The sequence below is a fragment of the Arthrobacter sp. 05L45_2 genome (assembly GCF_056397525.1).
In genome coordinates this window covers 1-11710 of sequence record NZ_JBFTNO010000096.1, presented here as the reverse complement: position 1 = coordinate 11710, position 11710 = coordinate 1, and the positions used below count along the sequence as shown (strand labels likewise).

Genomic DNA, 11710 nt, shown 5'->3' with positions numbered 1-11710 from the left:
GGTCTCCTCGATTTCGTCGAGGACACCGGCGTTGACGACGTCGCGGAATTCAAGGTCCGAGTAGCCCCAGTCGGCCTGCAGGCGCTTGCGGCGGGCGGCCGGCGGCTCGGGCAGGGTGGCCCGGAGCTCCTCGACCCATTCGCGCGAGGCGACAACCGGCACCAGGTCCGGTTCCGGGAAGTAGCGGTAGTCGTCCGCGTCGGACTTCGGCCGGCCCGAGGTGGTGGAGCGGGTGTCCTCGTGCCAGTGCCGGGTCTCCTGGACCACCGGCGCGCCGGATTCCAGGACGGCCGCGTGGCGCTGGATCTCGTAGCGGACGGCGTGTTCGACGGCGCGCAGCGAGTTGACGTTYTTGGTCTCSGARCGGATGCCGAAGCGTTCGCGGCCGTGCGGGCGSAGYGAGACGTTSGCGTCGCAGCGGACGTTSCCGCGTTCCATCTTSGCGTCCGAGACGCCSAGGTTCTTGACGATCTCGCGGACCGCGGCGACGTAGGCCTTGGCGAGCTCGGGCGCACGGCTGCCGGCGCCCTCGATCGGCTTGGTGACGATCTCGACCAGCGGCACACCGGAACGGTTGTAATCCACGAGGGAGTAGTCCGCGCCCTGGATGCGGCCGGCGGCGCCACCCATGTGGGTGAGCTTGCCGGCGTCCTCCTCCATGTGGGCGCGTTCGATCTCGACGCGGAACACGGTGCCGTCGGCGAGCTCGATGTCGAGGTAGCCGTCGTAGGCGATGGGCTCGTCGTACTGCGAGGTCTGGAAGTTCTTCGGGGTGTCCGGGTAGAAGTAGTTCTTCCGGGGGTTGCATCAGTCATTAGTGTGAACCTCCGTGGCTCAGGGCCGTGGCAGCGGTGGAAGAATCGGCGTCGGCGTCAGTCAGTGAGGGGGCCTTCTCCAGCAGCGGTCCGCCCCACTGCGCCTCGAGCAGCGACTCGAGGACGGCACCGACGCGGTACAACCGGGCATCCTGCCGTGCCGGGGCGAGTAGCTGCACACCCACGGGGAGCCCGTCCTCGTCGGCGAGGCCGCCGGGCAGGGACAGCCCCGGAACCCCGGCCATGTTGGCGGGGATCGTGGCGACGTCGTTGAGGTACATGGCCAGCGGGTCGTTGAGCTTCTCGCCGAGCTTGAACGCCGTGGTCGGCGCCGTCGGGGAGATCAGCACGTCGGCCTGGGCGAACGCGGCGTCGAAGTCGCGCTGGATCAGGGTGCGGACCTTCTGGGCCGAGCCGTAGTAGGCGTCGTAGTAGCCGGCGCTCAGGGCGTAGGTGCCGAGGATGATGCGGCGCTTGACCTCGTCACCGAAGCCGGCGGCGCGGGTGGCCCCCATAACGCGTTCAATGGTCATCGGGCCCTCTTCGGGCAGCGCGCGCAAGCCGAACCGGACGCCGTCGAACTTGGCCAGGTTGGAGGAGGCCTCCGAGGGCATGATCAGGTAGTAGGCGCCCAGGGCGTACTTGAAGTTGGGGCAGGAGACCTCGACGATCTCGGCGCCGGCGCCCTTGAGCAGCTCCAGCGCCTCGTTGAAGCGGTTCTCGACGCCGGCCTGGTAGCCCTCGCCGTGGAGTTCCTTGATGATGCCGATCTTCATGCCCTCGACGTTGCCGGTCCGGGCCGCGGCCACGAGGTCCTCGAGCGGGTCGGGCAGGGAGGTGGAGTCGCGCGGGTCGTGGCCGCCGATTACCTGGTGCAGCAGGGCCGAGTCCAGCACGGTGCGGGAGACCGGGCCGATCTGGTCCAGGGAGGAGGCCATGGCGATGGCGCCGTAGCGGGACACGCCGCCGTAGGTGGGCTTGACGCCGACGGTGCCGGTGACGGCGCCGGGCTGGCGGATGGACCCGCCGGTGTCGGTGCCGAGGGCAAGCGGTGCTTCGAAGGCGGCGACGGCGGCCGCGGAGCCACCGCCGGAACCGCCGGGGATCCGGTCCAGGTCCCAGGGGTTGCGGGTGGGCCCGTATGCGGAGTGCTCGGTGGAGGAGCCCATGGCGAACTCGTCCAGGTTGGTCTTGCCGAGGATCGGCATCTTGGCGGCGCGGAGGCGCTCCACCACGGTGGCGTCGTACGGGCTGTGCCAGCCCTCGAGGATCTTGGAGCCGGCCGTGGTGGGCTGGCCGACGGTGACGATCAGGTCCTTGACGGCGATCGGCACGCCGGCGAGCACGTGCAGTTCCTCGGCGGCGGGGCCGCCGGCGGCGCGGATCGCGTCCACCTCGGCGGCGACGGCGAGGGCTTCCTCGGCGTTGACGTGCAGGAAGGCGTGGACCTGGCCGTCGACGGCGGCGATGCGGTCCAGGTGCGCCTGGGTGACCTCGACGGCGGTGATCTCGCGGGCGGCGAGCTTCTCGGCGAGCGCTGCCGCGGAGAGGCGGAACAGCTCGGGGGTGGTTTCAGTCATGGTCTTAGTCCTCATCCAGGATTGCCGGGACCTTGAAGCGGCCCTCATACGCGTCGGGGGCTCCGGAAAGCGCCTGCTCGGCCGTGAAGGTGTGGCCCACAACGTCCTCGCGGAACACGTTGGTCAGCGGGATCGGGTGGGACGTGGCCGGGACGTCATCACCGGCGGCTTCACTGACGGACTTAACCGACTCCACGATGACGGCGAGTTCGCCGGCCATCCTGTCCAGCTCTTCAGCACTCATCTCGATGTGCGCGAGACGCGCGAGATGCGCGACGTCGTCGCGGTTGATCGCAGCCATGGATCTCCCCTGCAAGTTCGGATTATTTTCCGTCCCAGTCTACGTGTCCCTGCGTGTGGTTACCGTCCGGCTTATCGCCGGACGTGGTCGCCTTTCGGCGGCGGGCCGGACGATCCTCCGCGTGCTCGCTCGTACCTCGCTTAGACGCACGCTTCCGGATGTCCGTCCCGTCGCCGATGTGCCGCTCTCACCTTCAGCGATGTCGGACTCACCCCACATGCAGAAGGAGGCAGGGTGGGGAAAATCTTCCGCACCCTGCCTTCTTCTGTTTTATTGGTTTGGTTAGCCGATGCCGATCGCTCCGGTGGCTACTCCTACCCCGAGCATGACCAGGGAGATCACGGCGGTGCGCCACAGGACCTTCTTGTGGTGGTCGCCCAACTCCACCTTGGCCAGCGAGACCAGCAGCAGGATGGCCGGGACCAGGGGGCTCTGCAGGTGGAACGGCTGGCCGGTGATGGAGGCCCGGGCCATGTCCGCGGCACCGACGCCGTAGTGGGCCGCCGTTTCGCTGAGGACGGGCAGGACGCCGAAGTAGAACGCGTCGTTGCTCATAAAGAACGTCATCGGGATGCTGAGCACGCCGGTGATGACGGCCATCAGGGGCCCCATGTCCGCCGGGATGATCTGGACGAGCCACTCGGACATGGCCTTGACCATGCCGGTGCCGTTGAGGACACCGGTCAGGACCGCGGCGGCCATGACCATACTGACGACGGCGACGATCGAGGGGGCGTGGGCGATCAGCTGGGCGCCCTGGTCCTTGACGTTGGGGAAGTTGACCAGCAGGGCGATCGCGGCGCCGACCATAAAGACGAACGGCAGCGGAACGATGTTGGCAACCAGGGTCACCATCACGGCGACGGTGAGGCCGAGGTTGAACCAGAACAGCTTGGGGCGCAGGGTCTTGCGGTTGGGATCCAGGGCGGTGTCCGCCATGGCCGAATCGCGCTCGTCCACAAGGTCCTCGGTGCGTTCCAGGACCGCGACGCCGGTGCCGCCCGCGGCGGGGGCTCCGCCGGCGGGGGTGGCGGACTTGCGTCCGAAACCAAAACGTCCCGAGCCGCTAACGCCGGTGCCGGTGCCGCCGGCAGGGGTGCCGCCGTCGAACTTCGCGCCCTCGGCCCAGATTTCCGGGGCCACGGCGCGGAGGCGGTTGCGTTCCTGCAGGCCCAGCAGCCAGGCGAAGACGAACACCACGACGAGGCCGGCGATCAGCGACGGGATCATCGGGACAAAGACGTCGGAAACGCTGATCTTCAGCGCGGACGCGGCGCGGGCGGTGGGGCCGCCCCAGGGCAGGATGTTCATGGTGCCGTTGGCCAGGCCGGCCACACAGGTCAGGACCACCGGGCTCATCTTCAGCCGCAGGTAGACCGGCAGCATGGCGGCGGTGGTGAGGATAAAGGTGGTGGAGCCGTCACCGTCGAGCGAGACGGCGGCGGCGAGGATCGCGGTGCCCAGGACCACCTTGGCGGGGTCGTTACCGAGCTTGCGCAGGATGAACCGGACCAGGGGGTCGAAGAGTCCTACGTCGATCATCAGGCCGAAGTAGATGATGGCGAACATCAACAGCGCGGCCGTTGACGTCATGGACTTCATGGAATCCATGACCATGGGCCCGATGCCGAGGCCTGCGCCGGCGAACAGCCCGAAAATAGTGGGGACGATGATCAGCGCCAGCACCGGCGTCAGCTTCTTCGTCATGATCAGCACCATGAAGACTGCAATCATGGCGAATCCGAGTAATACCAGCACAGCCGGCTCCTTCTTCTGTGTTCCGCACCACTCCGCTGTGATGCGCACTACAGACGTTAGGGTGGTCTGCGTCACGGAGGTGCCTTTGGCTCAATTGATTGGCATACTGCTTGTTGGACGCATTTTGCTCATTTTGCTCACAGGCCGCTGACGCCGCCACACCATTGAAGGAGGGCCGCCGTGGGAGCCCTCACACGCCGCAGGCACCTGCGGTTCACCACGCAGACCCTGCTGCTCCAGCTGGGCGTTGTGGTCCTGGTGGTGCTGCTCAGCAGCGCCGTGCACGCATGGCTGACCTACGAGCGCCTGGGCCGCGAGGCGGAGAACCAGGCGCTGACCCTGGCCCGAACCGTGGCCTCGGACCCGGCGGTGCGGGCCGAAGTCCGGCAGATCAGCGCCCGGACCGGCACTCCCCCGCCTGCTGAACTGCTCGCGGGGCCGCTGATGGCCGCCGCCGAGGGCGCCCGGGCACGCACGGGTGCCCTGTTTGTTGTGATCACCGACGAAACCGGCCTCCGGCTGGCCCACCCCGACGCCGACCGGCTGGGCGAACGCGTCAGCACTGACCCCTCCGAGGCACTCTCCGGCAAGGAAGTGACCACCCGGAACACCGGAACCTTGGGCCCCTCCGCCGGCGCCAAAGTCCCCGTCTACGCGCCCGGCTCCGGCACCGTGGTGGGCGAAGTCAGCGTGGGCTACTCCACCGAGTCCATCGGCCAGAGCCTGACCCGGGACATTGTGCCGATCGCCCTCACCGCAGCGGGCGCCCTGCTGGCCGGCGGCGTGGTCTCCTTCCTGCTGCGGCACCGGCTCCGTCGGCTGACGCTGGGACTGGAACCGGAGGAGATCAGCACCCTGGTCCACGATCAGGTCGCGGTGCTGCAGGGCGTGGACGACGGCGTGATCGGCGTCGCCGCCGACGGCAGGATCAGCGTCTTTAACGCCGCGGCCCGGCGGATGCTGGACCAGCCCGATCTTGCCGGGACGCCGTGGGCCGGAGCCCCGGTGCCGGCCGCGCTGCAGGCCCTGACCCGGCCGGACGCCGGCGAGGGCGACGCCGTCGAACTCCTGGCCGGGGACCGCGTGCTGGTGGCCAGCGCCCGCAAGGCCCTGCACGGCCGGGAGGACCTGGGCTGGGTGGTCACCCTGCGCGACCGCACTGAACTGCAGCAGCTCACCCGCCAGCTGGACGCCGTGGGCACCATGTCCACCGCCCTGCGCGCCCAGCGCCACGAGTTCGCCAACCAGCTGCACACCATCGCCGGCTTTATGAGCATCGGGCAGCACCAGCAGGCCCAGGACTACCTTGCCCGGCTCGCGGCGACCGGGCCGTTGAAGTTCCCGGTGGACCAGGCCGAGCTGCTGCAGGACACCTACCTCCAGGCGTTCCTCGGCGCGAAGGGCGTGGAAGCCGACGAGCGTGGGGTCAGCCTGCGGCTTGGCCCGGAGACCCTGGTCCGCGGCCACGTGGTGGAGCCCCAGGAGGTGACCACCGTGCTGGGCAACCTGATCGACAACGCAGTGAACGCCGCCGTCGCCGGCGCCGCGGCCGACCGCTGGGTGGAAGTGGAAGTGTTGGACGAACCCGCCGACGGCGGTGCGGCAGGCACGCTGCACATCATTGTGGGCGATTCCGGTGACGGACTCCCGGCAGCCGCGGGCCAGCCGGATGCCGATGCCGATGACAGGGTCTTCGCCGAGGGTTTTACCACCGCGCAGCGACCCGCCCGGGCCGGGGCCGGCCAAGGGCTGGGACTTGCACTGGCCCGGCAGCTGGCCCGGCGCCGCGGCGGGGATGTGGTGGTGCTGGAACGGGGTTCGCGGGGCGGCCCCGGCGCGGTGTTTATGGCGGTCCTCCCCGGGACGGTCGCCGGAGCCGCATCCGTTGATACAGAAGTAGGCGACAGTACAGAAGGAGACAACGTTGTCTGAAGATTTCCGGGTCCTGATTGTGGACGATGACTTCCACGTCGCCAAGCTGCACGCGGCTTACGTGGACTCGGTGGCCGGGTTCCTGGCGTTGCCGCCGGCCGGCTCGGCGTCGCAGGCCCTGCAGTCCATCCACAGCCTCCGGCCCGACCTGGTGCTACTGGACGTTTACCTGCCGGACGCCTCGGGCCTGGACCTGCTGCACCAGCTGGACGTTGACACGATGATCCTCAGTGCCGCCTCGGACGCTGCCTCGATCCGGGTCGCGTTCCGGCGTGGCGCCCTTGGCTACCTGCTCAAGCCGTTCACGTCCGAGTCCTTGTCCCAGCAGCTGCGCTCCTACGCCCGCTACCGCCGGATCCTGGCCCAGCCCGGCAACCTGTCACAGGAGACCGTGGAGCGGGCCAAACGTGCCCTCATTCCGGGCGACGTCGCACCTTCGGCCCGGCCGCGCTCCGCCACGGAGGCGGCGGTCCTGGAGTCCCTGGAGCCCGGGGAACAGTATTCGGCGGCGGAGGTGGCGTCCCGCGTAGGGGTCTCCCGGGCGACGGCCCAGCGGTACCTGTCGGCGCTGGCGGACGACGGCGCCGTCGACATCCAGTTGCGCTACGGCACCACCGGGCGGCCCGAGCACCGCTACGGGGTGCCGGCCGGGGCGGCCGGATAGCGGACGCAGGCTAGCCTGCCGACGGCGGCGGTGCGGGTTCCAGCCGTCAGCCGGTGACGTCGCGGCCCTTGCGGAACGCCTGGCTACGGGCGTGGTCGTGGACGCGGTCCAGGGTGGCGATCTGGGCCCGGCCTTCGGCGGTGAGGTTGGCGAACGTGGCGGCCTCAAGCCCGAGTTCCGGGGCCAGCTCCTCCAGCGTCTGCCAGCCGCCGATCTTGGCCAGCACCGCGGCCCGCATCAGTTCGGACTCCAGGACCAGCGTCATGGGCGACCGGCTCAGCAGGCGTCCGTTGAGTTTCAGCCGTCCGGCGCGTTCGGCCAGCCAGGCCGCGGCCTGCCGGTGCGGCCGCTGGCGGATGCCCAGGTCATGGATCACGCCACGGAGCATGTCGCGTTCACGCCGGATTTCGGCGGCAAGAGCCGTGAGCTCGGCGCGGAACGGGGTGTCCGTGAAGTCCCCGGCCATCCGTTCGATCCGGCCCAGCCCGGCGGTGGCGCCGGTCAGGTGGTCGGAGAGATACAGGCCAAGCAGTTTCTTGTCCAGGGTTTCGGGGATGTGCGGGGCCATGGATCCTCCAGCTGTACTCGGCGCTTGCGGGCGTGCGTCAGGGGATGATGCTCTGACTGCACACCCTACCGGGTCGGGCGCGGGTGGTTAGAGGTCCAGGCGGTAGACGAGGAGCTTGATGTCCGTGTTCGGCACGAACCAGTCGCGCTCCGGGACGCGGCGGAAACCCGATGAGCGGTAGAGGCCGTGGGCGCTTTCCCAGGTCTGGCCGGTGGTCAGGGCCACCCCGGTGACGCCGGGCAGCGAACGGGCGTGTTCAATGATGGCCTGCACCATGGCCTTGCCGGCGCCGCTGCGCTGTACTGCCGGGTCCACCACGAGCATCCTGAATTCCAGTTCGTCCGGGCGGGCGATGTCGGCGTAGGGCTCCCCCGCGACGGCGAGGGTCACCGACCCGACGATCCGGCCGGCGCGTTCCGCCACCCAAATGGTCGCGTTCTCGTGCCGCTGGGCGACCTTTTGGATTTCCTGCATGTACGGGTGGTCGCCGTCTTCAAAGTGGCCTGCCGCCAGGTAGGCGTCCCGGGTGATGCGGGCAACGGCGTCGTAGTCGGCCGGGACGGCGGGACGAATGAGGATCTGCGAATGCACCAGTCCATGGTACGGGGGGCGGGGACCCGCGGCCCGCCAACCGGGGGTTTCCGTGACCGAACTATCAGGCGGACACCGGTCAGAGCGGGAACGTGCCGGACAGTTCGAGGGGTCCGGCGCAGGTCCAGGCGGCGAGCCGTTCGTCGTCGGACGGGCCGCCGTCGAGGACGCTGGTCAGCCGCGGGCGGCGCACCCAGCAGCCGGCCTCCTCCGCGATGAGCGCACCGGCGGCGAAGTCGTGTTCGTTGAGGCCGCGCTCACCGTAGGCATCGTGGGTGCCGTCCGCCACCAGGCACAGATCCAGCGCCGCCGACCCGAGCCGCCGGACGTCGGCGAAGCCATCCATAAGCCCGCCGAGTGCGGCGGACTGTTCGGCCCGGACCGCCGGATCGTAACTGAACCCGGTCGCCAGGATCTGGCCGGAGCGGCCCGGCACGGGTCCGTTGAGGGCGGTCCGCTGCCCTCCTTGTTCCAGCCAGGCGCCCTGGCCGCGGGAGGCGTAGTAGACCCGGCCCAGCGCGGGGGCGTGGACGACGCCGGCCAGCCAAGTGCCGTCGGGGCCGGCCACCGCCACGGAGGTTCCGTAGTAGACGATGTTGCGGATGAAGTTGGTGGTGCCGTCCAGGGGGTCGACGGACCAGCGGAACCCGCTCGGATCCGCCGGCCGGACGGTGCCGCCTTCCTCGCCGGTGATCGCATCCCCCGGCCTGGCCCGAGTGATGACGTCGCGGACGGCGGCCTCGGCGGCGAGGTCGAAGGACGTCACCCAGTCCCCCGAGTCACCCTTGTTACTCACGCCCAGCGCCTCGGCGCTCCGGCCGGCCAGCACCGCGGCACCGGCGGCGGCAGCCTCCCGCGCCAGCGCCAGAAACGCAGCAGGCGTGGGGAATTGCTCCGTGCCGGCGGTCATTCGGTGGCTTCCCCGTCGTCTCCGTCCGCGTCCGCCGCGTCGGCTGTCCCGGCGTCGGCGTCGGCGTCGGCGTCGGCGTCTGCGTCGCCGCCGAGGGCGGCCGGGCCGCCGGCGAGCAGGGCGCGGAAGCCGTCCTCGTCAAGGACGGGAAGGCCCAACTGCTCTGCCTTGTCCAGCTTGGTCCCGGCGTTCTCCCCGGCCACGACGTAGCTGGTGTTCTTGGAGACGGAACCGGCTGCCTTGCCGCCGCGGATGAGGATTGCTTCCTTGGCTTCATCCCGGCTGAACCCTTCGAGGCTGCCGGTGACCACCACGGTCAGGCCTTCGAGGGTCCGCGGGGTGGACTCGTCGCGGTCGTCTTCCATCCGGACGCCGTCGGCGGCCCAGGTGTCGACGATTTCGCGGTGCCAGTCCTCGGCGAACCACTCCTTGAGCGCCACGGCGATGACCGGGCCCACGCCGTCGACGTTGGCCAGTTGCTCCTCGGACGCCTGCCGGATGGCGTCCATGGTGCCGAACGCGGTGGCCAGGGCCCGGGACGCCCGGGGTCCGACGTGCCGGATGGACAGCGCCACCAGGACCCGCCAGAGCGGCTGGGTTTTGGCCTTCTCGAGCTCACTGAACAGCTTTTCGGTGGTGGCCGTCGGCTTGGACGGCGCCTTGGCTGTGCCCTTGGTGTAGAAGTACGGCACCAGCTCGAATTCGCCGGTGGGCACGCCCTTGGAGCGCTTTTCGCGGCGGATCCGGACCCCGGCGAGGTCTTCGGGTTTGAGCCGGAACAGATTCGCCTCTGTGCTCAGCGGCGGGACCTCAGGTTCGGTGGGCTGGGTCAGGGCGATCGCGGCCTCCCAGCCGAGCGCCTCTATGTCGAAGGCTCCGCGGCTGGCCACGTGGAACACGCGCTCGCGCAGCTGCGACGGGCAGGAACGGGCGTTGGGGCAGCGGATGTCCACGTCGCCCTCCTTGCCGGGTGCCAGCGGTGTACCGCAGGAGGGGCAGTCGGTGGGCATAACAAAGTCCCGGACCGGCGGGTCCTGCTGGTCCCGGAGCGCAAGCACCGGCCCGACAATCTCGGGGATGACGTCCCCTGCCTTTCGGAGCACAACAATGTCTCCGATCTTGACGCCCTTGGCCTTGACCACGTCCTGGTTGTGGAGGGTGGCCATGCTGACGGTGGAGCCGGCGACCTTGACCGGCTCCATGATGCCGAAGGGCGTGACCCGGCCGGTCCGGCCGACATTGACGGCGATGTCCAGCAGCTTGGTGTTGACCTCTTCGGGTGGGTACTTGTACGCCACGGCCCAGCGCGGGACCCGCGAGGTGTAGCCCAGAGCACGCTGGGTGGCGAGGTCGTCCACCTTGACCACAATGCCGTCGATCTCGTGGCTGAGGCTGTGCCGTTTGTCCCCGTAGCGCCGGATGAAGTCCAGCACTTCCTTCAGGCCGGGCAGGACCTCGAAGTAGGGGCTGGTGGGCAGGCCCCAGTCGGCAAGCTGCCGGTAGGTGTCCGACTGGCTGACCGTCTCCAGGCCGTCGCGGGCCCCGATTCCGTGGACGTACATCTTGAGCGGCCGCTTGGCGGTCTCCGCCGGGTCCTTCTGCCGCAGTGAGCCGGCGGCGGCGTTGCGCGGGTTGGCCAGCGGCGCCTTGCCGGCCTCGATCAGGGCCTCGTTGAATTCCGCGAATGCCTTGGACGGGATGAAGACCTCGCCGCGGATTTCCATCTCGGCCGGGAAGTTCGCGCCCGTGAGCTGCTGCGGGATTTCCTTGATGGTCAGGACGTTGTGGGTGATGTCCTCGCCGGTGAAGCCGTCGCCGCGGGTGGCCGCCCGGACCAGTACTCCGTCGCGGTACAGCAGGTTAACGGCCAGGCCGTCGATCTTGAGTTCAGTGAGCCACGACGGCGGGTTGCCACCGTTGCCGAGTTTGGCGACCCCGGCCTCGGCCTTGGCGATCCAGGCCTCCAGTTCCTCGAGCGAGAACACGTCCTCGAGGCTGTACATCCGGGTCAGGTGTTCGACGGCGGCGAACGCGGCGGAGACCTCGCCGCCCACCTCCTGGGTGGGGGAATCGTTGGCCACGAGTTCGGGGTGCATGGCCTCGATGGTCTCCAGCCGCCGGAAGAGCTCGTCGAACTCGGCGTCGGAGATGGTCGGGGCGTCCTCCTGGTAGTACGCGAAGCGGTGCTTCCGGACTGCCTCGACCAGGTCCTCGTACTCCGCCCGGACGGCTTCGGAGGGGACCAGTTCCTCGTCAGCGCTGCGGGTTTCGGTCTCTGCTGCTGTCTTCCCTGTGCTCACAGACCTATCCTGCCCTACATCACCGACGTTGTCCGTTCACCGGCCGGACCCGCCGGAACCTGGGAACGCAAAAGGCCCGGACGCGGTGCGTCCGGGCCTTTCGTCGAAGCGTGCTTAGCGGAGGGAAGCGCTTTCCTGGTCGCTGGCGTTRCGGGTRGCCATCTGGCTGGCCTGCTGCAGGGCCTGCGACACCCGGTTCAGGTTGGCCGTGTGCTCACCGGACCAGTCGTTACGGAACTTGTCGGCGTCCGGACCCTTCCAGTCGGTGGCCGCCAGGGCCTTGGTCAGCAG

General features: G+C 69.3%; 9 protein-coding genes and 1 pseudogene. 2 read left to right on the top strand and 8 right to left on the bottom strand.

Going from position 1 to position 11710, the window contains the following annotated elements; translation table 11 throughout:
* From gatB to AC1DHD_RS09235, 4 genes and pseudogenes are all read right to left on the bottom strand, one after another.
* Positions 1–798, bottom strand: a pseudogene (gatB, locus tag AC1DHD_RS09250) (Asp-tRNA(Asn)/Glu-tRNA(Gln) amidotransferase subunit GatB); the annotation flags it as partial.
* Between the two features lie 16 nt (positions 799–814).
* Complete coding sequence (gene gatA / locus AC1DHD_RS09245; RefSeq protein WP_476879422.1) at positions 815–2395, bottom strand: Asp-tRNA(Asn)/Glu-tRNA(Gln) amidotransferase subunit GatA; 1581 nt, start codon at positions 2393–2395, stop codon at positions 815–817.
* A gap of 4 nt (positions 2396–2399) precedes the next feature.
* Positions 2400–2696, bottom strand: coding sequence for an Asp-tRNA(Asn)/Glu-tRNA(Gln) amidotransferase subunit GatC (gatC, locus tag AC1DHD_RS09240; RefSeq protein WP_138769869.1), 297 nt, complete (start codon positions 2694–2696; stop codon positions 2400–2402).
* A 282-nt stretch (positions 2697–2978) separates the two neighbouring features.
* On the bottom strand, positions 2979–4502 hold the full coding sequence (locus AC1DHD_RS09235; protein ID WP_476879421.1) for a CitMHS family transporter: 1524 nt from the start codon (positions 4500–4502) through the stop codon (positions 2979–2981).
* 132 nt (positions 4503–4634) lie between these two features.
* On the opposite strand from AC1DHD_RS09235, the gene AC1DHD_RS09230 reads away from it, so the two are divergent.
* On the top strand, positions 4635–6386 hold the full coding sequence (locus AC1DHD_RS09230; RefSeq protein ID WP_476879420.1) for a sensor histidine kinase: 1752 nt from the start codon (positions 4635–4637) through the stop codon (positions 6384–6386).
* Positions 6379–7050 carry a response regulator gene (locus tag AC1DHD_RS09225; protein WP_476879419.1) on the top strand — a complete coding sequence of 224 codons (672 nt, stop codon included), beginning with the start codon at positions 6379–6381 and terminating at the stop codon, positions 7048–7050. The genes AC1DHD_RS09230 and AC1DHD_RS09225 overlap by 8 nt, the downstream gene beginning before the upstream one ends.
* A gap of 46 nt (positions 7051–7096) precedes the next feature.
* On the opposite strand, the gene AC1DHD_RS09220 is transcribed toward AC1DHD_RS09225, so the two are convergent.
* From AC1DHD_RS09220 to ligA, 4 genes are all read right to left on the bottom strand, one after another.
* The gene (locus AC1DHD_RS09220; RefSeq protein ID WP_476879418.1) at positions 7097–7618 is read right to left on the bottom strand and encodes a hypothetical protein; all 522 of its coding nucleotides are present in this window, start codon (positions 7616–7618) and stop codon (positions 7097–7099) included.
* Between the two features lie 87 nt (positions 7619–7705).
* Positions 7706–8209: a GNAT family N-acetyltransferase gene (locus tag AC1DHD_RS09215; protein ID WP_476879417.1), complete on the bottom strand. Its 504-nt coding sequence runs from the start codon at positions 8207–8209 to the stop codon at positions 7706–7708.
* A gap of 79 nt (positions 8210–8288) precedes the next feature.
* Positions 8289–9119: an inositol monophosphatase family protein gene (locus AC1DHD_RS09210; protein WP_476879416.1), complete on the bottom strand. Its 831-nt coding sequence runs from the start codon at positions 9117–9119 to the stop codon at positions 8289–8291.
* Entirely contained in the window at positions 9116–11419 is a 2304-nt protein-coding gene (gene ligA / locus AC1DHD_RS09205; RefSeq protein WP_476879415.1) for an NAD-dependent DNA ligase LigA, read from the bottom strand. Before ligA ends, AC1DHD_RS09210 begins: the two co-directional genes overlap by 4 nt.
* Positions 11420–11710: the final 291 nt, after the last annotated feature.

Bases quoted from the DNA above. Each gene is read 5' to 3' on its own strand.
- AC1DHD_RS09220 (WP_476879418.1), bottom strand. From the start codon at position 7,618: ATGGCCCCGCACATCCCCGAAACCCTGGACAAGAAACTGCTTGGCCTG.
- gatA (WP_476879422.1), bottom strand. From the start codon at position 2,395: ATGACTGAAACCACCCCCGAGCTGTTCCGCCTCTCCGCGGCAGCGCTC.
- AC1DHD_RS09210 (WP_476879416.1), bottom strand. From the start codon at position 9,119: ATGACCGCCGGCACGGAGCAATTCCCCACGCCTGCTGCGTTTCTGGCG.
- gatC (WP_138769869.1), bottom strand. From the start codon at position 2,696: ATGGCTGCGATCAACCGCGACGACGTCGCGCATCTCGCGCGTCTCGCG.